The following is a 21,633-nucleotide window of genomic DNA, read 5'->3' on the forward strand; positions in this document are numbered from 1 at the left end:
ACACCTGAATCTATCTGGCCAGATAAGTCATAAAAAACGGAGTAACAACAAATTAAGCGGCAATTCCAAACTTACACTGCTAGGTTAACTGTTCGGGTTTTAACTTGATAGGTAATTGAGATATTCAAATATGAATATCTATGACGTTCTAAACAGATATTGGTGTTGGTTGAAATGTGTTTTGTATAACTCTGTGCAAGTGTTGATGTAACGGATGATTACGGTAGGTCTGCAAAAAGCCGCCGGACACCACGAAGTGGCTGAACTCCCGATTGACCTGGGGCATGGGGAAGGAGGCCAGTTCCGGCATCAACCTGGCAGTACCTTGACTGGCGTACATGATGGCGTCCGTTTCCAGCAACATCTGGCAGGCGACCCTAAGATTGTAGGACTTGAGTAATACATGAGGCTGATAACCCATACGCTGATACTCAGATTCCACAGTACACTGAGGATTGTAGGAGGCCGGTGCAGGCAGGGAAACTATCGGCAGCGTGGACACTGTCTGCCAATCATTTTCATCGCCGAGCAGCGGATGATTTTTGCGTGCCAGGATTACCCGTTTTTCGGTGAACAGCGGCCGCATATAGATATCCTTGGACAGCTCGGTTTCCTGATCCAAAATGCAATAGTCATGTATGCCTTCGAGCATCTCATCATGGCTGTAACCATTCCAGCTGGAAAAGGTGAAGCTGGCTTTGGGAAAGGCCTGGTGACAGCTTTGCAGCAATCTTTGTCCCTGTTCATCCATCAAGTAGGGATCTGTCACTATGGCTATTTGACCTGTGTAGCTGTCGGCGCTGAAGTCTTCGAATTCCAGCAGCACTTTTTCGATAGGGGCCAGAATATTGTCAAACTCTTCTGCCAGGCGCAGCGCCATGGGTGAGGGTTCTACACCATGGGGTTTTCGGACAAACAGGGGATCCTGGAAGGTTTGCTTAAGGCGCATTACACCCCGGCTGGCACTGGGCTGAGAGATCCCAAGTTGCATGGCGGCCAGCTTGATACTGCGATTGTCGACAACCGCCTTAAGCAGCCGCATCAGATTGAGATCCAGGGTGTCCAGTTCGTGAGCCATTTATCTATTAACCATAGTGTTATCAGGTGCCGCCTTGATTTGAGCGAACGGCAGAAGATAAAACATCCAAACCTGCAGTGGCAATGACGACAGAGAGCTTCAGAATAACACAACCCGTTTTAAAAGCGTGAAGCCAGGATGGTTTCATGCCGGACTTCACATCTATCACTAAGGAAGGTGATGACACAGTTGGCATGGGATTCAAATGGCTCCAGAGGCGTCGCTTAATCTTGATTGTTTTTGTAAAGGGAAAGGGGACATTCCCATAATAAGTTTAAGGGCTCCTTTCGCGGAGCCCTTGGTTTATCAGCGATTAAGTGCGATTAAATGTGAGGCGTTGGCCCAGGGTATTGTCGATAAAGCGACTGCCGTCAAACAGTTGCTTACCATTGACCCAGGTACCACTGATAGAGGCGGCAAACTTGTGGCCGGTGAAGGGTGACCATCCGCAGTGATAACGGGTGTTTTCCAGCGTGGCCTCGAAGGGCTTGTTGAGATCCACCAGCACCAGATCCGCCAGATAACCTTCGCGCAGATAGCCCCTGTCTTTGAGTTCAAAGCGCTCGGCCACCGCATGGCTGGTCTTTTGGACAATTTTTTCCAAACTGAAGTGCCCCTTGGCATGCAGATCCAGCAGGCCGAGCAGTGCATGTTGCACCAGCGGCAAACCGGACGGCGCCTTGAAGTAGCTGTCGGCTTGCTTTTCTTCCCAGGTGTGCGGCGCGTGATCTGTGGCGATAATGTCAATGATGTCGCGATTGACGGCATCTATCAGTGCCTGTTGATCGGCAAGGGTCTTGATGGCCGGGTTACACTTTATCTGGCTGCCGAGGCGGGCGTAGTCACTGTCGTTGAACGAAAGATGGTGTACACAGACTTCGGCGGTAATGTTGGCACCCTTGAGTTGTGCCAGTTGCTTGGCCGGCTCAAACAGATAGAGCTCGTCGGCCGTGGTCAAATGCAGTACATGCAGGCGCGCCTTGTGACGAATGGCCAGTTCGGTTGCCAGTTGAGATGACTTGAGGCAGGCTTCTCGGGAGCGGATTTCGCCGTGCAGCTCCATAGGTATGGCATCGCCGTATTTTTCACGCATGGCGGCTTCATTGGCGGCTATGGTGGGGCTGTCTTCACAGTGAGTGGCAATGACCACAGGAGAGTTGGCGAAGATGCCGTCCAGAGTGGCACTGTTATCCACCAACATATTGCCGGTAGAGGCGCCCATAAAGATTTTTACACCACAGGCCTGGTTGGGATCGAGACGTTTAATCTCTTCCAGGTTATCGTTGGTGGCGCCGAGATAGAAAGCAAAGTTGGCCAATGAACTTTGAGACGCGCGGGTATACTTGTCTTCCAGCGCCTGCAGATTGGTGGTTTGCGGGTTTACATTGGGCATTTCCATAAAGCTTGTGATACCCCCGGCCACGGCGGCGCGGGATTCACTGGCGATGGTGCCCTTATTGGGGAAACCCGGCTCGCGGAAATGCACCTGATCGTCGATCATCCCCGGCAGCAGGTGTTTACCCTGAGCATCTATGACCTGAGCCCCTGCCGGAGCCGTGATCTGGGAGGCAATCTGGCTGATGCGGCCGTTGTCGATCAGCAGATCCTGAGTACGGATTGTTCCTTCATTAACCAATTGGGCGTTGCAGATGAGGGTTTTCATAGGATACCTGATTAGCGTTATTAATATTGGCAGTGACTTGCGTATAATACCGGAAACTCAAGCAAAAAGCTGTGGAGCTTTTGGACAAGATCACAGACTTTTTGCGAAAGATACGTCAAGTGCCGATACCCTGGCCGGTATCGGTTCAATCGGTGCCAATATCGGCCGGCCGATAACACATGGGTGGACTGTTTATCTGCCTGGGAGCGAGAATGCAATTATTTGTCAAAGATTTAACTGTGGTTGATTTTTCTTACCTGTGCCCGTTTCGCGGCATGGTAGGCGAAAGTTGGATAGTCGATGTGCTGCTCGACGGTGGCCTGGATGAGCAAAACATGTTGCTCGACTTTTCCAAGGTCAAGCGCACTATAAAGCAAACCATAGATGAGGTGGCCGATCACCGTTTATTGGTGCCCACCGCCTGTAGCCAGGTGCGTTGGCAACAGCAGGGCGACAAGGTGTGGATGGACTTCCATAGTCTGCGCGGCAGCATTCACCTGGCTTGCCCGGCGCAGGCTTTCGCCTTTATCCCCAGCGAGATTATCGACTTTGACAGCGTGAACCAGTTTCTGCACAAGGCGCTGACAGATGCCTTGCCGGACAATGTTCAGGGTATCAGCCTGACACTTCGCAACGAGGTGCTGGAAACGCCCTATTACCATTACAGTCACGGCTTGCGTAAGCACGACGGTAACTGCCAGCGTATCGCTCACGGTCACCGCAGTCCTGTCAATGTGTTTGCCGATGGTATCGCCGCGCCCAAATGGGATGAATACTGGGCCAAACGTTGGAAAGATATCTACCTTGGCAGTGAAGAAGATGTGGTTGGTGTCAGCGAGCTTGAGCTGTCACCCCAAACCAAGATAGATGACAAGAGCCATATTGGCTTCAGATACCAGGCGCCGCAGGGTGATTTCCAGTTGGCGATGCCAAGAGACTGCTGTGATTTGATCCCCCACGACACCACAGTCGAATTGCTGGCTCATTTTATGGCCGACAGCATGGCGGGCTTTGAGCCGGGCAAACATTTTAAAGTGGTAGCCTTCGAGGGCATAGGCAAGGGCGCCATCGCATCGGCGCAGCATCAGGGCGACTGATAGATACTGCCTGAGCCGGACCAAGAATAACGCCAACCTAAAAGCAATCTAGAGGCATCCGCAAATAGACCGCACCTTGGGGTCTATGGGGCGTAAAGATAAAGAGGAGCAAGAGTGAAGTTCAATAACAGCAAGATGCCAATCCCATCTTTTAAGGCGCTGCCGCTGATGCTGCTGGGCACTTTGGTTGTGAGTCTTATGCTGCAGGCCGAATCCAAGTCTGAGCCTCAGCCCAACATCAAACCCGAGTCATCACGGGTGCAGTTTCAGGGCAAGTTTGAACAGGGGGCCCTGATCAGAGCAAGAACAGAGCCGGGCACTGAGGTACAGCTCAATGGCGAGAGCATCACCTTGACGCCGGATGGCCGGTTTGCCTTTGGTTTTGAGCGTGAGGCCGCGCTCGAGCAAACGCTGACACTCAGTTACCCGGATGGCAGCAGTGAGAGCCGTAACCTCAAACTCGACAAGCGGGATTATCGGATTCAGTATGTTGAAGGGATCAGCAAGAAAATCATGAAGCCGGACCCCAAGGCCCAGGAGCGCGCCGCCAAAGACAGCGCCCAGGTCAAGGCGGCCCGCAGCCATTTCAGTACCCAGCAGGCGTTTGCCGACGACTTTATTTGGCCGCTGACCGGGCGAATTTCAGGGGTTTATGGCAGCCAAAGGGTATACAACGGCAAGCCAGGCAAACCACACTATGGTGTGGACGTGGCTGCGAAAACCGGTACTGTGGTGGTTGCGCCGGCCGATGGCGTTATCAGCCTGTCGGTACCGGATATGTTCTATTCCGGCGGCACCATGATTATCGATCACGGCTATGGCGTCAGTTCCAGTTTTTTGCACTTAAGCAAGCTCTATGTCAAAGAGGGCGATAAGGTGAAACAGGGCCAGGCGGTGGCCGAAGTGGGGGCGACCGGACGAGCCACAGGGCCACATCTGGATTGGCGGGTCAATTGGTATCAGATGCGTCTGGATCCAACCACTTTAGTGCCTCCAATGAGTCAGGTATTGCAGCAAGCCAAGAGTGACGCGAAAAAGTAGCGCTTTACTTTGACTGACTCATTGGACTGACTCACCCTCGATGTCATACGCCGCCGGACTTAACCTCTGGCGGCGTTGTTTTTTTCTTTGGCTGCTACAGGGGTAGAACGGCTTGGCTATACTCATTTTTATGAATATTGCCGGAAGAATAAGTGACTGATTTGAAACGTAGGGGGCGAGCCGATTGGCTACTGCTTTTGCTTGGAGGGCTGCTCTGCTATCTCAGCGGCCGACTGGGCATGGCCACTCTGGTATTGCAGCCGAGCAATATTACCCTTCTATGGTTGCCTTCGGGGATAGGGCTTATTCTGTGCTTGCGTTTTGGGGCCGTGGCTATTATCCCTTTGGTTATCGCCTCCTTCCTGGCCAATTTCCCCGGACTCAATAACAGCAATCTGCAGCAGGCACAGTTACACACCTGGATATCCGCTGCAATTGATGCCCTGATGCCGCTATTGGCCGCCCGAATGTTACGTTGGACCCTGCCCATGGGGCTGCAAAGAGCCAGGGAGTTATTGCTCTTTGGTTTCTATGTTTGTGTTATCCCTGTGGCGCTGTCCAGTATTTTGCTGGCACTAAATCTTGTTTGGGGCGGTTATATCGACCAGAGTTACTGGCCTACGATGGCTGTGATGCTATTTTTGGCCGATTCTCTGGGGATTGTCTTGGTTTATCAGGTGTATCTGGGCTGGTCGGAGCGGTTTTTTATCAATCAACGGCAGATCCGGGCATATCTTCTGTCAATTCTGGCTTTAGTCGTTATTTTTACTTTGGCATTTGGCAATCAACCCTGGGTCTTGTATTTACTGCTGCCTGTGTTGGTGATGCAGGCATTTGAGGGCAGTTTCCTGCTCACCTGCAGTCTCAGCAGTGGGAGCTTTGCTGTGGTTATTTATGTAAGTGCCAAGGGGCTGGGGCCTTTCGATGCCGGATTGTATTCGGCAGAAACGGCGGAGCTGGCTGCGTTTTGTTTTGCCAATGCTTTGGTTTTACTGGGGATTGCCCTGCAAAACCGCCAGTTGCGCCTATCTGAGCAGCACAGGGATGCCTGGCAGCAGGTAGCCTTTCGCGATCCGCTGACAGGGTTACTCAATCGCCGTGGATTCGAGCCGCAATTGGAGCTGGTGGATAAGCAGGCCAGGCTCAATCGTGAAGACTACAGCCTGGCGCTTTTGGACCTGGATCATTTCAAGTTAATCAACGACAGCTTTGGTCATGCCACCGGCGACAAAGTATTGAAGCAACTGGCCGGTTTGATGCAGGCCCAGTGTCGCCAATCGGATGCCATTGCGCGAATTGGTGGTGAGGAGTTTGCTATCTTGCTGCCAAATTGCGCGCCGGCTCAGGCTGTTAATCTGATGGATCGGCTGCGGGCCAGAGTGGCCGATGAAGATTTCCATGATGACAGCGGCCAACCTATCCGCCTCAGTATCAGCGTCGGCCTGGTGTCCGGTCCTGCAGGTTGCCGCTCGGGTAAAGATCTGCAGGATAAAGCCGATCATTTTCTTTATGTTGCCAAGGCAGAAGGGCGCAACCGGGTCGTTCAAGGGTAAAGCGGCATCAGAGCCGCTTACTGCTCGCTGGCGATGATGGCCTGAATGCTGTGAGGGTGCACCTTGACGCAGACACCGCCAGCCTTGAACGCCAACGTCGGGTTGGCCAAGCGTTCGGCTTCGCCTTTGGGGCTGCTGGCCTTGAGTTTAATATCCGTGTCGCCATCGAGTGTGGCTTGGGTCGGGGGGCAGAGAGTACGCAGTTGCTCAGCCAGTTCATCACAGCTTTGGGCGCCACGGGGCAAAACCAGCTCCAGATGTTCCCATCCCTCTTCGGGATAGTGTTTATCGCCGGGGAATGGCAGCTCGACACAGGGAATTTGCCATTGACCCAATAGCAGAGGCTGCTGCAATCGTATGATCAGAATAGGGCGGCCGTTGATGATATTTTCTGAGATAATTTCACCACATTGAGCAAACTCGGCCTTGAGCTTTTCTGCCGCGGCGACAGAGTTGACCCTAAGCGCGGCGTGATCGCACTCGCCTAAACGCTCGAGTCCGAGACGCTTAATCAGGGGCATGATTTTGTCGGCAAAGGCTTGCCAGTCTGCCAACAACTGCGACAGAGATTGAAGGTTTTGCATATTTGATTCCTGTTTCAGGGCCAAATTTCTATTGGCGTGCCCGGCTCAATCAATTGCCAGAGTTCATCCATCTCTTTATTGGTGAGGGCAATACAGCCGTTGGTCCAGTTAAACTGCTGCGCCTCTTCCGGAGTTAATCCAGAGCGGGGATTTTGGCCGTGGATCATGATTTGGCCGCCAGGGCTAACCCCAAGCGCCTTGGCCCTGAGTCTGTCCTCGTCATTGGGGTAGGAGATGTGAATTGAGCGGTAAAAGGCGCTGTCGGCCTTTTTGTAGTCCAGCAGATAGCGCCCCTCGGGAGTGCGTTGATCGCCTTCCTGATATTTGTGGCCCTTGGGCATATCCCCCAAGGCGATGCGATATTCCTTGATGACTTTACCGGCCTTAATCAGGCTCAGACGTGAATCTGACTTGTTGACCAGCACCAAATCCACCTGTGCCGAGGCAAAGGGGCTGTATAACTGGGCAAACGCCAGCAGAAATATTGCATAAACTATATGACGAAACGATGGGCCCATGACCACTTGGCTCTGATTATGGTTATTTTGACGGGATAATAACTGATAAAGGGGGCGCTCTTGAAGCCCTTGAACAAGATTGTTGCCGAGAGTCGCAGAGCGTCAGCCAGAGAATATTTGGCACACTCGCCAATGCGTGGCAGACTTACGCCCCTGCCTTTTGGGCGCGGCGTCAAGAGACTCGAATGCATAATACCCGAAAGGGTAAAGATTGAGGTGCCGTTTGGTTGGAAAGTAAGGGAAGCTTAGCGCATGAATCAACATAAGGTGACAGATACGCCGCCGGAGCCGGAGCTCAAGCGTAAGCTCAGGATCATCATCTTTGGTACAGAAACACCCGCTGGCCGCTGGTTTGATATCGGCTTGATCATCTGCATTATTCTCAGTGTTGCTTTGGTTTTTCTCGATACAGTGGCCGATATCCATGCCCGTTTCGGACATATCATCCTGGCACTGGAATGGACCTTTACCTTGGTATTCACTCTGGAATATCTGCTGCGGCTCTATTGTTCCAGCAATCGTTTGAGTTATGCCCGCAGTTTTTATGGCGTAGTGGATCTGCTCAGTATCCTGCCCAGTTATCTGGCGCTGTTCTTCCCCGGGGCCAATTTTACCCTGGTGATCCGTATTCTGCGGTTGTTCAGAGTTTTTCGGGTACTCAAGTTGCTCAGATACTTGAGTGAGGGGAATCTGCTGCTCAAGGCGATGCTGCAGTCGAGTCGCAAGGTGTTCATCTTCTTTTTCTCTGTGAGTCTTATCATTATGGTGCTCAGCGCCATCATGTATGTGGTCGAAGGCCCGGACAACGGCTTCAGCTCGATCCCCAAGTCTGTCTATTGGACCATAGTGACCATTACCACAGTAGGGTACGGTGATATCACTCCCAAGACAGAACTCGGCCAGGCGATAGCGGCGTTTACCATGCTCTTGGGTTACTCGATAATCGCCATCCCCACAGGGATCCTCACCGCCGAAATCTCCCAGGAGATGGGCCGTAACCGCGATCTGCGCCGCTGCGCCAACTGCTTGAAAACCGGGCATGATCACCATGCTCTCTACTGTAACCGTTGTGGCAGTGAACTGGAGCCACCTCCGGAAGAAAACAAGGACTAGGGTGTCAAACAACCAATCATCTGCTAAGGCAGCCACTCAAGCCGTCACTCAGGCTAAGTTTGTTGAAGGCAATATACTGCGCCACATTTTGGTGATGAGCTCTACTGCGGCCGTTGGGATCTCGGCACTGTTTGTGGTGGATCTGCTGGATATTTTCTTCCTCAGCATGCTGGGAGAGCTGGAATTGGCGGCGGCCGTGGGCTATGCCGGTACTATCTCTTTCTTTACCACTTCCATAGGTATCGGCCTGTCGATTGCGCTGGGGGCACTGGTGTCCCGCGCCGTAGGTGCCAGAGACACAGAAGGGGCCAAGCGCTTGCTGCTGAATGCCGCCATGGTAACTCTGCTGGTATCCAGTCTGATGGCGATAGTGGTGACGGCTCTGATCCCTGAACTGCTGGCGCTGGTGGGCGCCAGGGGACATACCGCCGAGCTGGCCGCCGATTATCTGTATATTCTGGTGCCTTCGCTGCCGGTCATCTGTTTGGCGATGGCACTTGGCAGTGCCCTGCGCGCCGTGGGTGATGCCAGGCTCTCCATGCTATCGACCCTGGCAGGCGGCGCGGTCAATGCCGTATTTGACCCCATTTTTATTTTCTTGTTTGCCATGGGCATAGAAGGCGCGGCTACCGCCTCGGTATTGGCGCGCCTCAGTGTGCTGCTGATCGCGGCAAGAGGGGTGTTTATCAAACACGGCCTTTGGAGCCGTTTCGAATTTGCGAGCTTTCGCGGCGATCTACGCGCCATTTTTGCCATCGCCGGGCCGGCCATGCTGACCAATGTGGCCACCCCTATAGGCAATGCGGTAGTGACCCGGGCGATTGCCGACTTTGGTGACAGCTTTGTGGCAGGTTGGGCCGTCGTTGGGCGTTTGACCCCTGTGGCTTTTGGAATGATCTTTGCGCTTTCCGGCGCCATAGGGCCCATCATAGGGCAGAATTATGGCGCCAGGGCCTATGACAGGCTCAGCGAATGCCTGACAAGGGCGCTGCAATTCTGTATCGCCTATGTGCTTGGGATGTCATTGTTGCTGTGGCTGCTGCGCGAACCTTTGGTATTGGCATTCGACATGCGCGGGGATTCTGCCGAGCTGGTACGTTTCTTCTGCCAGTATATGGCGCTGTTTTTCCTGTTCAACGGCGCGCTGTTTGTAGCCAACGCCTCATTCAACAATCTGGGTAAAGCCAAGTATTCAACCGCCTTCAATGTGGGCAAGGCCACTATCGGGACGCTGCCATTTGTTTATCTGGGAGCCGAGCTAGGTGGGGTATATGGGGTCTTGATTGGTCAGGCACTGGGTTCAGTGCTCTTTGGTGTATTGGCGGTGATCACCGCCTATCGCTTGGTAGCCAGAGTGGCCGCCAATGGCCGCCAGCAAGGTCTTGAGGCCGACAGGCTTGATGAGGAGGAACTCTCCATGGCCTCCAGCAGTCCATTGTCGTCTTCCTGTACCCAGATGGGGCAGATGACCGAAGAGTTGGAGCCGATAGCCAGTGCCCAGGCTACCTCGCCCCAGCGGGAGAGGCCTTAATGGCGGGAACTGCTCAGGTGCTACTAAGGGGCGAACAAGTCTTATCTGTGGTCGGCGTCGACTTACAGGCCTGGGTGCAAGGTGTGGTTCGTAGTGATTGGCCCAAGCCCTTTGCAAGAAGTATTTCCTGAGGAAGGACTTGGCTACGCTTTATTGGGCGTCAGATTGGCAAGTCGCGGCAGTAGCGTTTTCAGCTGCGCCGTTACCTGGCTGCTCAACTGTATTGTTTTCTGCCTGCTCGGCGGCAGCGATTTTGGCGCGCTCAGCCTTGGATATGTAACCCTGTTTGGCGGGACCTGAATTGGGGATCTCTTTCTTGTTTTCCCGGGCTTTGGCACGCTTGGCCAGTTTTTTGGTCAGTTTTTGTCGCTTGTTCATGCAAAATTTCCTGGTACTTCCCACTTGGGATGGGCAAAGGGCTGGCATTTTAGCCTGCCCGCGGCCGGGCAACAAGCTCAACCTGCTTCGGCGCAGGTGTTGATACTGTGGCGAAAGGGATTTTCTTAGAGGAACAGGGTCATAAAGACACCGATATAGCTCATGGAAACCGCGACTCCTATACTGAGCAGCGCCATATCCAACATCAGTGGCCTATCCGGCGTTTTGGCGGCCTTGATAAGCTCTATCACACTAGTGGGGATTACTATTAACCCCGAGACTATCAATAATAAAAAACCAGGGCGAAACAGACTGAGTTGCAGTGCACTTTGATCCTGCCAAAGGTGAGCATATTGATCGCCAAACAGCAATAACGCCATAGCAACCAGTGCCGATAGGCTGGTGGCCAACAACAACTGACGATTTACCCTGCTGCGGCTAATCGGCTCTTCTATCTCCTGAATAATTCCAGTGGGTTCCATCTCAAATACACCTAAAGCAGTAAACTGCGGCAAAACTAGCAAATTTGAAGCTCATATTCAAAAAAATTACTTGTTGTTGAAGCGGATCCTGTCCATTTCACTGGCGCCATCGTGGCATTCACCGCGGATTTCTCCCCAACTGGAATGAAGCACGCGGCTGAGTTCGTAGAAGCCCTCTTGGCAGTACTGATTCATCTTGAGGGTATTGTTGAGTCCAAGAACCAGCTGTTGTTCAAAGACGGCAAGCCGGGCTTCTCTGATAGCCAGTTGTTGGCGCATCTCCTTTGCCGTACGGGGAGCGGGGACACCGTCCTTGTCATTGCGGTCTATTCCTGGCGCAACCAAGCGCGCCTTATAGGTGAAGAGTTTCAAGCCATCAGTTTTGATATCTGTCTGGAAACTGTCTTTGATGGCACCGGCAAAATCGGCCGGATCTATGTTGGGTTTTGAGCTGCAGCTACAAAGCAGTAGGGGCAGTAATGACAGAAAAAGCGTGCGCATAAGCAGGGGCAGTTATCCTTATTATTTTTTGAGATACAAATACCGTTAACTTACTGCAGAATAAGCATAATTGCATTAACTGCGTGATAAGTTAGCATAACGTCGTCGTTTACCGCCTTTAGTTTGATAACTGGATGGTCAATTATGTTCGAGTATCTTCAACCTCTTTGGGATCAAATCCAGTGGCAGCCGGATCTGGCTGATATCTTCTATTTGCTTGTGCTCATAGGTTGGTTTGCCTGGATTTGGCCTCAATGGGACTGGCAGCAACTGCTGGCTGACAAGAGCTTGCAATGGCGAGCGTTGTTTTGCACCTTGGCTGTTAATGGCCTTTGGCTGCTCAATGCCAGTGTAACCGAAGGTATTTATGTACATTTTCTGGCCTTAGTGACCCTGATGCTGATATTTGGCTGGCGTTTGGCGTCCGTATTGATGCTGCTGCCGGTGAGTTTCTTTTGCCTGTTTGTCTGTCACCAGCCTTGGATGTTGGGGCCCATGATGTTGTTTGGTGTTTGTCTGCCACTACTGTTGGCATTGACAGTACACAGTTTGAGCTATCATAAATTACCCAAGCATTTATTCGTTTTTATTTTCGTAGCAGGTTTTTTTAATGCAGGTCTTTCTGTGGTGAGTCATATCCTGGCATGGGCCGTTTATCTATGGTTTGATATGGATTACGGCGCAGCTTATCTGGTGGATAACTATCTGCTGCTTATTCCGCTGCTGGGGTTCCCTGAAGCCTTGCTTAACGGCATGGCAGTGACGCTGTTGGTGGTTTATCGGCCCGAGTGGCTCTACGATTACTCGGACCGGGTCTATCTCTGGCGCCAAAGATAGCCTGCATTCTTCCCTTATTGAGCGTTTCTAATCCTTGGGGGCGCGGATCACTAGGGTACCCGCCAGTTTGTCATGCCAGCTTTGTTTACGGGGATCGAAGGCCACCCAGATATAACCCAGGCCAAATAGCAGAGTTGAGGGAATATAACCCAGGTAACGTATTATCAGGCTGGCGCTTGATGGTTTTTGTAAAGTGTCGGCATCGACTATGATGGCTCTTAAGGCCATTTTCCCCGGAGTCGCCGACTTATAACGCCAAAATAAGATGACCAGAACTACAGGCAATAGGTAATTGATCAGCAGATCAAGTGGTCCTTTAATCAAGGTATTGCCCGTCATGATAGGGTCGATACCATAGACATATAGGGTCAGTGGCACTGTGATGCACATCAGCATGAGAGAGTCCAGCAGGGTTGCTGCAAGCCGCTCCCAAAACCCGACGTAAATGGGATTGCTGGATTCTGGAATTGATGTCTGTGCCGGCGCTTTGGCGTCAGGGGATTGTTCGTGATGAGCCAAATCTGGCTCGATACTCCGTGGGGTGGGTTCAGCTGTCATTCTCTCAGTCCCTGATTAGCAGTTATCTACTTGAGGACAATACACAGGAATAACAGCTGCAACAAGCATGACCTACCTTTGGTACCGGTAGGTCGAGGTTTGTTAACCGAAACGCTGATTAAGATAAGCTATGATGTCGTTGGACTCATACATCCATGTGACTTCGCCGGCTTGCTCAATTTTCAAACAAGGAACTTTCATGGTACCGCCTCGGTTTTGCAGTTCACTTCTGTGTGGCTCTTGTTTGGCATCCAGAGTCGTAATATTCAAGCCGTGTCGCTTCATGGCGCGCCTTACCTTGACACAAAAAGGGCAGGCCGGATATTGATACAGGCTTAGGGTACGACATTGTTCATCGATATCCGCCTGCTGTTCGGGTTGACGTTTAATACTCTTGGGGGAGAAAACAAAATTGAGCAGCAAAATGATCCGTCCCAGGATCCAACGAATAACAAACATAAGTATCCTCTATATAAGCTTGAAACGGCAGGCAGTTTAACTCAGTGGCAGCGAAACTCAAGCTCGGACTCAGCATGTCGGGATGATGAGGATTTAAAGCTTATCTTGGGGGAAGATAAAAACTGAGATCATAAGGCGTAGCGATAAAAAATAGTTATCAGTTCCTTGATTCAGTGCCTGTTGAATCTCGGTTTCTTTTTCAGCCCCGCCAAAAGAACAGTCAACACTGCTCTTTTGGGGGATTGTGAGCCAAGTATCAGTTGGGCTCGGGGCTAACCACTATATGTTCCAACTCTACAGGCGCCACTGCGTGCAGGGCGTCCATGCTGGCTCCCACCAGTGAGATTTTGCCATCGGCCGATTCCAGTAGCAGCGCCCGTTTTATTTCGCTGAAGCTGCGGTTATGGCGCAGCAGAGTCGACAGTGCCATCTGCATCGGCATCATAGAGGGGTTAAAGGCAGCGTTTTCGGCGTAACGGCCACAGAAGGTGGCGCCATCAGCCGTTTCCAGTACTACCGCACAATGACTCTTGCTGTACGGGGCATAGCTGAGGCTGGCGTGATCCAGCGCCTCAATCACCATAGGATCGGAGCTCTCAAGCGCCAGGTTTACCTGTTGTTTACTTAGCAAAGGCGTAGTGACATTGAGATCTTTGGGGCCAAAGGCGTAGGGCAGGTAATGACTCAAAGGCGCTGTAGGCTGTTTGGGCAGGTGAATACGGATCTCTTGCCCGGCCACTAACTCATTCATAAACTGACGGCAGTGGCCGCAGGGACTCTCGTTGACTATGATATCGACTACCTGGCTTTCACCGCTCAGCCAGGCATGACTGATGGCGCTTTGCTCGGCGTGAACCGAGTGGCACAAGGCTTCACCCGGCAGTTCGATATTGGCACCCATATAGATATCACCGCTCTTGCCTTTGGCGATGGCGCCGACATAGAACTCACTGATTGGCGGATTGGCCAGTGCCGCAGCAATAGGCAAGAGCGCCAGCAGTAACTCATCATCACCAAGGCCGCTGGCCTTGGCCAACTCACTCAGCTGCTGTGCATCCAGATGACCGGCGAACTCATCGTTGAGCAGTGGCACCAATTGCTCGGCAAGTGCTTTGGGCAACTGGTTCAGGCTGTTTACAAATCTGTCTTGCATTGGCCATTCCTTGTTAAATGTTAAGCTAATGGTTATCCAGTTTAGTCAGGAAGTTACAGTGGAAACGGGACTGGCTTCGCAAAATTCCGTTAAAGCGCCTGTAAGTATTGCACCAGAGCCTTGAGAAGTCGCTGGTGACTTTCATTTTCGGCAGTTTCTTCCAACAGATTTTCCAAGCGAATGACATAATCCGGATCGTTGAGCCTTTGCTGGCAGAATTCATGCCAGCGCAGTGTTTCTTTGTCCGTAAGTGTCGAAGGATAGTTGCGGGCACGATAACGAAACAGCATCTCCTTGAGTCTGGGGTCGTCAAAGCTGAGATCCAGCGCCGCCAGGTTATCGGGGGCGGTATGGCGGATCATCTCCATCTTGGCCTTATCCGCGGGAGAGAAGAATCCTCCGCTGTAGAGCATAAGATCCGGATCTGTACTTTGGTTGTCCCTTGGGGTATCAAACAGGCTTGCCAGCTTGGAGCGGATCTGCGGATGCTGGCGCAGGCGCTTGTATTGCTCGCGGGCAAAGGCCTTGTCAAATCCAATCCGCTTGGCGGCTTCATCGGTCAGTGTCTTGGCGGTGGCAATAAAGGGGCACTTATTGATATGCACCTGTTTGACAGGTATGGGTAATTCATCTTCTGCCAATTCGCTTCTTGGCGTATAGAGCCGCTCGCGAATGCTGTCTACATCCAATTCAATCAGCGGACTGATATCCATATGCAGGTTAACGCAGACAATGGCATTCTTGTTCTCCGGATGATGGGCCACAGGGGCTATGAGAGTGGCACAGCCCTGAGTCGCCGGGATTTTGGAGCTGATATGCACCAAAGGTTGCATATTGAGTACATCGATTTGCTCTGAGACTGCCTGCTTGCGTCTGAGTTTGAAATAGTAGTCAAACAGTCTTGGTTGTTTCTCTTTGATCAGTTTGGCCAAGGCTATGGTGGCATATACATCTGACATGGCATCGTGAGCCTTTTCATGGCCGAGTCCGTTGGCCTGGGTCAGATGTTCGAGCTTAAAACTGGGAGAGCCATCCTCTTTGGTTGGCCAGTTGATCCCGTCCGGGCGCAGGGCATAGCAGGCCCGAACCAGATCGATAATATCCCAGCGGGAATTGCCTTGCTGCCATTCTCTGGCATAGGGATCGATAAAGTTTCGGTAAAAACCATACCGGCTGACCTCATCATCAAATCGCAGCGAGTTGTAGCCGGCGACGCAGGTATTGGCTTGGCTGAACAGGGCATTGATCCGCCCCATAAATTCGGTTTCCGGCAGCCCTTTGCCATTGGCCAGTTGTGGGGTGATCCCTGTGATGAGAATCGCCTCGGGTGAGGGCAGGTAATCGCTGGCTATCTGGCAGTAAAAGGTCTCGGGCTCACCAATGATGTTCAGCTCCAGGTCGGTACGTATCCCGGCAAACTGCGCCGGCCTGTCTTTCGCCGGATTGGCGCCGAATGTTTCATAATCATGCCAAAATATGGAAGGCTGAGGTTGGGCTTGACTCATACTGATGACTTTTGCTCTTCAGACAAAAGCTTATCTTAACATTTTTTTCCGGGAATGGGATTTTGCCGGCATTATCGCTGGTATTTCGGTTAAAAGCCGCCCTTGGTGAATCGATGGCCTCTGGGTACAATATGTGCCTGCCGACAGGGACGACAAAGAGGTTCGGATGACCCTAAGGGATGCAGATGCATAGTCAGTTTTTCAGTTCGCCCACCATAGTCAATCTTTCTATGCCGACCAGGTTGTGCCTCAGCTTGCCGGAGAGTGTCAGTGATTTTGTGTTGTCGGAGGCTTTGCGTTCGCCACTGCTTGAGTGGGTAATGCTTGAAGGAGAAGACAAAGCTTCGCTGGGGCAGTTTATTTTGAGGCTGCAACCTTTTCTGACCAAACAATTGCTGCCTTTGGAATCCGTCAGGAAGGGTGGAGTGTCGCGCACCGCAGGTCAGGGCTTTAGACTCTACTGTGAAGTTGGGACCAGTACTTCAAGTTGTATTGCTGCTCTGAGGCAAGGAATATGTGTCGATTTTTGGCCAGGACAGACATTTCTCTGTTTGTTGCAAACCAGTAGATTCGAACTACTGCCTTTGGAACAAGATTTACGTTTGTCCCAGGAGGCAAGAGAGATCATTCTCGCCAAGGCCGCTTTAGCTGAACCTCAAGATTATCAGGCCAGCAGTGAAAAACTGGCGCTACAGCTCAATGAAGTCACCAGGGCAAGGATCCGGCTGGAAGCTTACCAGCAAGCGCTGGGAACTGAGTTACCCGAAGGCCTGCTCAATGAAGTATGGCATCTGCTTACCGGTCTGGCGCAGAAACGCCAATGGCTGCTGCGATGTTATAATCAGTCACCTGAACGTCCAAGTTACCGTTTGAGTGCCAACCAAGATATTGCTGAAGAAAAGCTCAGGCGTATGCTGGAGTGTTATGAGCAGTTGTCATCACCTGAGCTCAATGTCATGGTCAGGCAGTTGACCGACGAAGAGTAAAATCACCTGGGCACTTAGACCCAATTCTGATGGAAGTAATACATGTCTTATATTTGTCCCCTGTGCCGCAGCGAGTTGGTACAGGATGGAAAACAATGGCGTTGTAGCCAAAACCACAGCTTTGATAAAGCCAAAGAAGGTTATGTCAACTTGTTGCCTGTACAGAAGAAAAACTCTCGTGATCCCGGTGACAACAAGCAGATGATGCAGGCCAGGCGCAGTTTTTTAAATGCCGGCTATTATCAGGCTCTCAGCAACAGGGTTAACGAACTGGCGTTGGAATATGGTAAGACACAACCCGATATTTTGGATCTGGGTTGCGGTGAGGGCTACTACAGCCAACGTTTGCAACAAGCCATTGGTGGCGAACTCTATGGTTTGGATATTTCCAGAACTGCGATTCGCTACGCCGCCAAGGCACATCCACAGATGCGCTTTTGTGTAGCCAGCGCCTACGACATGCCTTTTGCCGATGCAACCTTTGATCTTATGTTGCGTATTTATGCACCATCAAAAGATCAGGAATTGGCACGGGTGTGTAAGCCCGGCGGCATTTTCATTTGTGTATCCCCAGGCCCAAGACATCACTTTCAGTTAAAAGAGATCATCTATAGTGAGCCAAGAGAGCATGAGCTGACCAAGGCAGAGCTACCAGGTTTTAGCTTGCTGCATGATGAGAGACTGCAGTGGCCGCTGGTTCTGCCGGCCGGACAGGTTTGCAATGATTTTCTGGAAATGACTCCCTACGCCTGGAAGCTCAGCGCTGAACAAAAGCACAGATTGCAGGCAGAAGGTTTGAGTTGTGAACTGGATTTCCACATTCAAATTTACCAACGTAATACATAAGAGCTAGAACTATAAGATAGGTTTCAACTTGTTACGGCAAATCCTAGAAATTTAAGTAAAAAAAACCTCAAGAGGGTCAATTAAGTTTGTTGACTTATCTACAGAATGATTTATAGTCTTCTTAGCTTGAAAGTTGGGCTTATTTTTATGTCTTCAATACGACCAGTTCGTCCTGTAAACATAAGTAATACCGGCATTTTCAGCTCCACCGCCGTTAAGGCTTAAAAGATAGTTTTATTTACAGGATTTATATCATGTCACAAGTAACTGGTGTAGTTAAGTGGTTCAACTCTGACAAAGGTTTCGGTTTCATCGAGCAAGAGTCTGGTCCAGACGTGTTTGTACACTTCCGCGCCATCAACTCTGACGGCTTCAAGACTCTGGACGAAGGTCAGAAAGTATCCTTCACTGTTACTCAGGGCCAAAAAGGTCCTCAAGCTGAAAACGTTTCTGTTATCGGCTAATCGCTTTTCGGGGTAACCCGAGCGATATAGTAATCAACCGCGCGAGCCTACACTACAAAAAGAAGTGTAAGGAAAGCGCGGTTTTTTTATATCCGCAGGCAATCGCTTCAACTTTACATTTTCCGTTATATCTTTCACTGAATTGTCAACCGCATGAATTTTGTGGGACACCCTCTCTTTCGCTATTCTTATATTGCTGTAAACCTTTGATACTCAGTTCTTAGGTGACTCTTTTCTCAAGAGCAACGCAGACGCTGGATTCGTTGTCGACACAGACGATAATTTGTTGCTGCTCCAATCGCTGATGATTTTGATAAAGCCTGGCATCAGATCTGCTTTGAGTACGTTATGGGCGTCATTGCTTTAAAAAGGCGTTGGTTAACTGTACCGGATTTCACTCAACTGATGACAAAAAGCATGACAACATTAAGTGTGAGCACACTGATTGCGAGTAAGGTGGCAAAACGGATAAGGCCTTCTGCTTTAGGGGAAGCTTGGAGCAGTGTTACTGGGTAGCCAAAGAAGATAGCAAGGTAAAGCAGGCTTCTTAAAGGATATGCCATACCCGAGAGATGGTACTCACGGCCGTTTTTCTGCTTAACTTTCGCGGCGTGAGCTCGTTTTCGCTCAAGCTGATGACTGTCATGATAGTCCACCCAGTGGAACACCAGACTTGCGATATCCTCTTTGGCAATAGCGATTGTTGTTCCTGTGAGATATTGAGGCAGGAAAATATGGGTTTGGTTTATCCTTATCTGCCGCTCGTCTTTGGCACTGCTTTTCACGCCTAACTGAGTCAGTATCCGGCTTTTACGTACCTGGATATATATTAAAAACCAGATGGCGCTGCAGGCAGGGAGCAGCAAATGACCCTTTCCCATAAATGATGCCAGCAGTGTGGCCAGCATTATAACGGGAACTAGGCTCAAAAGTAGCGGCAGCTCTTTTCTCCAGGGCAGAGCGAAAAAGCTCAAAGAGATGGGCAATGTGATTTCGCTCCCTAAATCCAGATTAGCGTATTTGCCGGTAAAGGTGCGATCGAACCATTTGTAATCGTTCAATAATTTGGATGATGTCATCTGACTCATAATTCCTTTTACTTGTCGTGAACTTCAGCAAGAGAAGTGAACAAGGCAACTCGTCTTTGTTATTGCAACCAAAACGATAGCGCCCTTGTATCTACAGGGCACACGCTCAAGTACTGCCAATTACTTGGCATGAACTATTTCAATTTCAACATTGGATGGGAGATCGCTGGCAGGGGGCACAGGGGCAAATTGCTCGCCATAATACAGGTTAGGTTGGGGTTTAGCGTTGAAATAATGCTCAGGCTCGGCGCGGTTGCTGGTATCAACATCCACCAACCAGTTACCTTTTTTATCTTTGTGGCTGACTATAACGATTTTACCGGCAAACTCGCTCATGGGTTCTTCTGTGTCTTTCGGCGGGTGAAAACGCACCAGGTAATAGCCTATGTCGGTGGCGCTCTTGCCGTGCGTCTGACGTTGAACGACCCGAAAATCTACATCTATTCTGGCTTGTTTATGGCGGATGCGGTCAAAGAACTTTTGATACAGTTTGAGTACGTTTTCACGTCCCTGAACTATGGCAAGGCTTTGCTGTTCAGGAATATAAGTGGCATCCTCGGCGTATATGTTTTCCAGAGGGGCGGAGTTAAGTTCTTTAAATGCCCGGTTGAACATGACATAGACACGATTAAGGGCTGCTTGGTCTTTATCCTGTAATTCGGTAGCCTTGAGGGGCTGAAGCACAGAAATCAGGCAAACGAGCAATAGGGTTAAGAATTTCATTAAAATCATCTAAGCAGGCTCATCTGACCTCACTATAATAGAAGCCCTTTGGTAACAGAAGATTGATTTCTTTACAAAGTGTGTAAACCACGTCATAAGTTGGAGGAGTCGCATCATGAAAGCAGATGATCTGACACTTTTTATGCAAGAAATGGCCGATGTGGTGCCGCTCAAACAGCAACCTCAGGCAGTGACCAGAGCGAAACCTCTTTCCAGTGAGTCAAAACAGGCACGCAAAGCCGCCGCCGAAGCCCATGAGTATCTGCAGCGTCTGACCTTGGATTTAGCGCTGATCCCCAGAGTGAAACCCGATGATATGCTCAGTTACAAGCAGCAGGGGATCCAGGAGGCGGTATTCAAGAATTTACGTCTCGGCAAATACAAGATAGCCGCCGAGCTGGATATTCATGCCATGTCGGTGCGACAGGCCAGAGATTATCTGCTCGGTTTCATTCAGGCTCAAGTGGCTTTGGGCCACCGCTGCGTGCTGGTGATACATGGCAAAGGGCAGAATCGTAAGCCGTTTCCTGGGCTTATCAAGTCCTGTGTCAACTTCTGGTTGTCGCAGATAGATGAAGTGCAAGCGTTTCACAGCGCTCAGCGCGAACATGGCGGCTATGGCGCCCTCTATGTGATGTTGCCTAAATCAGCAGCGAAACGGCTTGAATCCCGCGAGACCAACCACAAAGGAGCGGGCTTTCGCTGAGCTGTCTGTGGCGGCAGATTATCTGCCTTGACCGTAGCCGAGATTTCGTTTGACATAAGTGTAACCAATGTTTAATTTAAACGAGTGTTTTAAATTAACTAAGGTCACGGAATGGCAAGTCGATCTGATACCAAGACAAGAATTCTCGATGCCGCGGAGAAGCTGTTTGCCGAGCGGGGGTTTTCAGAAACCTCCCTCAGGCTTATCACCAGCAAAGCAGAAGTGAATCTTGCATCTGTAAACTACCATTTTGGTTCAAAAAAAGAGCTCATCCGGGCGGTTTTGGCACGTTACCTGGATGTTTTTATGCCGTCGGCGTCAAACGCCATTAATGAGCTTATCGGCCGGGATAAACAGGCCTCTTTGGATGCTATTTTCTCCTCTTTGGTGGGGCCGTTGCTGGAACTTAACAAAGTTCGCAACGAAGGAACCAGTATTTTTCTGCAACTGCTTGGTCGTGGCTATATCGAAAGTCAGGGGCACTTGCGCTGGTTTATTACCACTCATTATGGCAAGCATCTGGATCAGTTTGTTCAGGCTGTGTCTGGCAGTGCACCTCACATTCCACCGGCAGAAATGTTCTGGCGCTTGCACTTTACCCTGGGAACCATAGTTTTCACCATGGCCTCGGCCGATGCGCTCAACGAGATAGCCGAAGCCGACTTTGGTGAACATAATGATATAGAGGCAGTGATCCGCAAGGTGATCCCTTACATGGCTGCCGGTGTGGCTGTGCCGTTGGTTTCTCAAGCAGAATAAAGGTCTGGTT

Annotated in this window: 24 protein-coding genes; 11 read left to right on the forward strand and 13 right to left on the reverse strand. The window is 50.8% G+C overall.

Translation table 11 applies throughout. The features are described from left to right. Positions 1-148: 148 nt before the first annotated feature. A complete protein-coding gene (locus WKR14_RS09550) occupies positions 149-1,078 on the reverse strand; it encodes a LysR family transcriptional regulator (RefSeq protein ID WP_101054535.1) in 930 nt (309 codons plus the stop codon). Positions 1,079-1,391: 313 nt separating this feature from the next. Continuing rightward, a complete protein-coding gene (locus WKR14_RS09555) occupies positions 1,392-2,741 on the reverse strand; it encodes a dihydroorotase (protein ID WP_101054532.1) in 1,350 nt (449 codons plus the stop codon). Positions 2,742-2,953: 212 nt separating this feature from the next. Here WKR14_RS09555 and WKR14_RS09560 point away from each other — a divergent pair, with 212 nt between their 5' ends. The 3 genes from WKR14_RS09560 to WKR14_RS09570 all read left to right on the forward strand — a co-directional run bounded on the left by WKR14_RS09560 (position 2,954) and on the right by WKR14_RS09570 (position 6,432). Further along, positions 2,954-3,838 carry a 6-carboxytetrahydropterin synthase gene (locus tag WKR14_RS09560; protein ID WP_339087674.1) on the forward strand — a complete coding sequence of 295 codons (885 nt, stop codon included), beginning with the start codon at positions 2,954-2,956 and terminating at the stop codon, positions 3,836-3,838. 198 nt (positions 3,839-4,036) lie between these two features. Further along, positions 4,037-4,879 carry a M23 family metallopeptidase gene (locus WKR14_RS09565; protein WP_339087743.1) on the forward strand — a complete coding sequence of 281 codons (843 nt, stop codon included), beginning with the start codon at positions 4,037-4,039 and terminating at the stop codon, positions 4,877-4,879. A 152-nt stretch (positions 4,880-5,031) separates the two neighbouring features. Next, positions 5,032-6,432 carry a GGDEF domain-containing protein gene (locus WKR14_RS09570; protein WP_234555764.1) on the forward strand — a complete coding sequence of 467 codons (1,401 nt, stop codon included), beginning with the start codon at positions 5,032-5,034 and terminating at the stop codon, positions 6,430-6,432. A gap of 17 nt (positions 6,433-6,449) precedes the next feature. On the opposite strand, the gene WKR14_RS09575 is transcribed toward WKR14_RS09570, so the two are convergent. Both WKR14_RS09575 and WKR14_RS09580 read right to left on the reverse strand, forming a co-directional pair. Next, positions 6,450-7,016 carry a VOC family protein gene (locus WKR14_RS09575; protein WP_339087675.1) on the reverse strand — a complete coding sequence of 189 codons (567 nt, stop codon included), beginning with the start codon at positions 7,014-7,016 and terminating at the stop codon, positions 6,450-6,452. Positions 7,017-7,030: 14 nt separating this feature from the next. Continuing rightward, the gene (locus WKR14_RS09580; RefSeq protein WP_039035474.1) at positions 7,031-7,534 is read right to left on the reverse strand and encodes a L,D-transpeptidase family protein; all 504 of its coding nucleotides are present in this window, start codon (positions 7,532-7,534) and stop codon (positions 7,031-7,033) included. 252 nt (positions 7,535-7,786) lie between these two features. On the opposite strand from WKR14_RS09580, the gene WKR14_RS09585 reads away from it, so the two are divergent. Both WKR14_RS09585 and WKR14_RS09590 read left to right on the forward strand, forming a co-directional pair. Next, complete coding sequence (locus tag WKR14_RS09585) at positions 7,787-8,647, forward strand: ion transporter (RefSeq protein WP_101054519.1); 861 nt, start codon at positions 7,787-7,789, stop codon at positions 8,645-8,647. 94 nt (positions 8,648-8,741) lie between these two features. Next, positions 8,742-10,178 carry an MATE family efflux transporter gene (locus WKR14_RS09590; protein WP_339087744.1) on the forward strand — a complete coding sequence of 479 codons (1,437 nt, stop codon included), beginning with the start codon at positions 8,742-8,744 and terminating at the stop codon, positions 10,176-10,178. Positions 10,179-10,328: 150 nt separating this feature from the next. Here the strand turns inward: WKR14_RS09590 and WKR14_RS09595 are convergent, their stop codons facing one another. From WKR14_RS09595 to WKR14_RS09605, 3 genes are all read right to left on the reverse strand, one after another. Beyond that, positions 10,329-10,556: a DUF2986 domain-containing protein gene (locus tag WKR14_RS09595; RefSeq protein ID WP_101054512.1), complete on the reverse strand. Its 228-nt coding sequence runs from the start codon at positions 10,554-10,556 to the stop codon at positions 10,329-10,331. Positions 10,557-10,681: 125 nt separating this feature from the next. Next, positions 10,682-11,038: a hypothetical protein gene (locus WKR14_RS09600; RefSeq protein ID WP_101054509.1), complete on the reverse strand. Its 357-nt coding sequence runs from the start codon at positions 11,036-11,038 to the stop codon at positions 10,682-10,684. 66 nt (positions 11,039-11,104) lie between these two features. Further along, positions 11,105-11,539 carry a hypothetical protein gene (locus WKR14_RS09605; protein WP_224866334.1) on the reverse strand — a complete coding sequence of 145 codons (435 nt, stop codon included), beginning with the start codon at positions 11,537-11,539 and terminating at the stop codon, positions 11,105-11,107. Between the two features lie 144 nt (positions 11,540-11,683). Between WKR14_RS09605 and WKR14_RS09610 the strand changes: the two genes are divergently transcribed. Further along, positions 11,684-12,376, forward strand: a complete 693-nt coding sequence (locus tag WKR14_RS09610; RefSeq protein ID WP_101054503.1) for an energy-coupling factor ABC transporter permease — start codon at positions 11,684-11,686, stop codon at positions 12,374-12,376. Between the two features lie 27 nt (positions 12,377-12,403). Here WKR14_RS09610 and WKR14_RS09615 read toward each other — a convergent pair whose 3' ends face one another. The 4 genes from WKR14_RS09615 to sbcB form a co-directional block, all read right to left on the reverse strand. After that, a complete protein-coding gene (locus tag WKR14_RS09615) occupies positions 12,404-12,934 on the reverse strand; it encodes an RDD family protein (RefSeq protein ID WP_339087676.1) in 531 nt (176 codons plus the stop codon). A gap of 102 nt (positions 12,935-13,036) precedes the next feature. Beyond that, a complete protein-coding gene (locus WKR14_RS09620) occupies positions 13,037-13,393 on the reverse strand; it encodes a glutaredoxin family protein (RefSeq protein WP_101054496.1) in 357 nt (118 codons plus the stop codon). 256 nt (positions 13,394-13,649) lie between these two features. Further along, positions 13,650-14,546 (reverse strand): cytidine deaminase, encoded by an 897-nt coding sequence (gene cdd / locus WKR14_RS09625; RefSeq protein WP_045283753.1) that lies wholly within the window; start codon positions 14,544-14,546, stop codon positions 13,650-13,652. Positions 14,547-14,635: 89 nt separating this feature from the next. Continuing rightward, positions 14,636-16,051, reverse strand: coding sequence for an exodeoxyribonuclease I (gene sbcB / locus WKR14_RS09630; RefSeq protein WP_165565157.1), 1,416 nt, complete (start codon positions 16,049-16,051; stop codon positions 14,636-14,638). Positions 16,052-16,236: 185 nt separating this feature from the next. On the opposite strand from sbcB, the gene WKR14_RS09635 reads away from it, so the two are divergent. The 3 genes from WKR14_RS09635 (at position 16,237) to WKR14_RS09645 (ending at position 18,347) form a co-directional block, all read left to right on the forward strand. Next, positions 16,237-17,037 carry a hypothetical protein gene (locus WKR14_RS09635; protein WP_339087677.1) on the forward strand — a complete coding sequence of 267 codons (801 nt, stop codon included), beginning with the start codon at positions 16,237-16,239 and terminating at the stop codon, positions 17,035-17,037. Positions 17,038-17,079: 42 nt separating this feature from the next. Then, positions 17,080-17,883 (forward strand): 23S rRNA (guanine(745)-N(1))-methyltransferase, encoded by an 804-nt coding sequence (gene rlmA, locus WKR14_RS09640; RefSeq protein WP_101054367.1) that lies wholly within the window; start codon positions 17,080-17,082, stop codon positions 17,881-17,883. A gap of 254 nt (positions 17,884-18,137) precedes the next feature. Beyond that, entirely contained in the window at positions 18,138-18,347 is a 210-nt protein-coding gene (locus WKR14_RS09645) for a cold-shock protein (RefSeq protein WP_025009607.1), read from the forward strand. A 398-nt stretch (positions 18,348-18,745) separates the two neighbouring features. Here the strand turns inward: WKR14_RS09645 and WKR14_RS09650 are convergent, their stop codons facing one another. Together WKR14_RS09650 and WKR14_RS09655 are read right to left on the reverse strand one after the other, a co-directional pair. Continuing rightward, positions 18,746-19,426, reverse strand: coding sequence for a hypothetical protein (locus tag WKR14_RS09650; RefSeq protein WP_339087678.1), 681 nt, complete (start codon positions 19,424-19,426; stop codon positions 18,746-18,748). Between the two features lie 129 nt (positions 19,427-19,555). Further along, positions 19,556-20,158, reverse strand: coding sequence for a YybH family protein (locus WKR14_RS09655; RefSeq protein WP_101054361.1), 603 nt, complete (start codon positions 20,156-20,158; stop codon positions 19,556-19,558). A 115-nt stretch (positions 20,159-20,273) separates the two neighbouring features. On the opposite strand from WKR14_RS09655, the gene smrA reads away from it, so the two are divergent. Then, positions 20,274-20,864, forward strand: a complete 591-nt coding sequence (gene smrA / locus WKR14_RS09660; protein ID WP_101054358.1) for a DNA endonuclease SmrA — start codon at positions 20,274-20,276, stop codon at positions 20,862-20,864. 111 nt (positions 20,865-20,975) lie between these two features. Beyond that, on the forward strand, positions 20,976-21,623 hold the full coding sequence (locus WKR14_RS09665; protein WP_101054355.1) for a TetR/AcrR family transcriptional regulator: 648 nt from the start codon (positions 20,976-20,978) through the stop codon (positions 21,621-21,623). Positions 21,624-21,633 lie beyond the last annotated feature (10 nt).

It is taken from the genome of Shewanella chilikensis, from assembly GCF_037953065.1.
GTDB classification, from domain to species: Bacteria; Pseudomonadota; Gammaproteobacteria; order Enterobacterales; family Shewanellaceae; genus Shewanella; species Shewanella chilikensis.

Excerpts from the sequence above, each read along its gene's own strand:
- WKR14_RS09550 (WP_101054535.1), bottom strand. The coding sequence starts at position 1,078 with ATGGCTCACGAACTGGACACCCTGGATCTCAATCTGATGCGGCTGCTT.
- WKR14_RS09555 (WP_101054532.1), bottom strand. The coding sequence starts at position 2,741 with ATGAAAACCCTCATCTGCAACGCCCAATTGGTTAATGAAGGAACAATC.
- WKR14_RS09560 (WP_339087674.1), top strand. The coding sequence starts at position 2,954 with ATGCAATTATTTGTCAAAGATTTAACTGTGGTTGATTTTTCTTACCTG.
- WKR14_RS09565 (WP_339087743.1), top strand. The coding sequence starts at position 4,037 with ATGCTGCAGGCCGAATCCAAGTCTGAGCCTCAGCCCAACATCAAACCC.
- WKR14_RS09575 (WP_339087675.1), bottom strand. The coding sequence starts at position 7,016 with ATGCAAAACCTTCAATCTCTGTCGCAGTTGTTGGCAGACTGGCAAGCC.
- WKR14_RS09580 (WP_039035474.1), bottom strand. The coding sequence starts at position 7,534 with ATGGGCCCATCGTTTCGTCATATAGTTTATGCAATATTTCTGCTGGCG.
- WKR14_RS09585 (WP_101054519.1), top strand. The coding sequence starts at position 7,787 with ATGAATCAACATAAGGTGACAGATACGCCGCCGGAGCCGGAGCTCAAG.
- WKR14_RS09590 (WP_339087744.1), top strand. The coding sequence starts at position 8,742 with ATGAGCTCTACTGCGGCCGTTGGGATCTCGGCACTGTTTGTGGTGGAT.
- WKR14_RS09595 (WP_101054512.1), bottom strand. The coding sequence starts at position 10,556 with ATGAACAAGCGACAAAAACTGACCAAAAAACTGGCCAAGCGTGCCAAA.
- WKR14_RS09600 (WP_101054509.1), bottom strand. The coding sequence starts at position 11,038 with ATGGAACCCACTGGAATTATTCAGGAGATAGAAGAGCCGATTAGCCGC.
- WKR14_RS09605 (WP_224866334.1), bottom strand. The coding sequence starts at position 11,539 with ATGCGCACGCTTTTTCTGTCATTACTGCCCCTACTGCTTTGTAGCTGC.
- WKR14_RS09610 (WP_101054503.1), top strand. The coding sequence starts at position 11,684 with ATGTTCGAGTATCTTCAACCTCTTTGGGATCAAATCCAGTGGCAGCCG.
- WKR14_RS09615 (WP_339087676.1), bottom strand. The coding sequence starts at position 12,934 with ATGACAGCTGAACCCACCCCACGGAGTATCGAGCCAGATTTGGCTCAT.
- WKR14_RS09620 (WP_101054496.1), bottom strand. The coding sequence starts at position 13,393 with ATGTTTGTTATTCGTTGGATCCTGGGACGGATCATTTTGCTGCTCAAT.
- cdd (WP_045283753.1), bottom strand. The coding sequence starts at position 14,546 with ATGCAAGACAGATTTGTAAACAGCCTGAACCAGTTGCCCAAAGCACTT.
- sbcB (WP_165565157.1), bottom strand. The coding sequence starts at position 16,051 with ATGAGTCAAGCCCAACCTCAGCCTTCCATATTTTGGCATGATTATGAA.
- WKR14_RS09635 (WP_339087677.1), top strand. The coding sequence starts at position 16,237 with ATGCATAGTCAGTTTTTCAGTTCGCCCACCATAGTCAATCTTTCTATG.
- rlmA (WP_101054367.1), top strand. The coding sequence starts at position 17,080 with ATGTCTTATATTTGTCCCCTGTGCCGCAGCGAGTTGGTACAGGATGGA.
- WKR14_RS09645 (WP_025009607.1), top strand. The coding sequence starts at position 18,138 with ATGTCACAAGTAACTGGTGTAGTTAAGTGGTTCAACTCTGACAAAGGT.
- WKR14_RS09650 (WP_339087678.1), bottom strand. The coding sequence starts at position 19,426 with ATGACATCATCCAAATTATTGAACGATTACAAATGGTTCGATCGCACC.
- WKR14_RS09655 (WP_101054361.1), bottom strand. The coding sequence starts at position 20,158 with ATGAAATTCTTAACCCTATTGCTCGTTTGCCTGATTTCTGTGCTTCAG.
- smrA (WP_101054358.1), top strand. The coding sequence starts at position 20,274 with ATGAAAGCAGATGATCTGACACTTTTTATGCAAGAAATGGCCGATGTG.
- WKR14_RS09665 (WP_101054355.1), top strand. The coding sequence starts at position 20,976 with ATGGCAAGTCGATCTGATACCAAGACAAGAATTCTCGATGCCGCGGAG.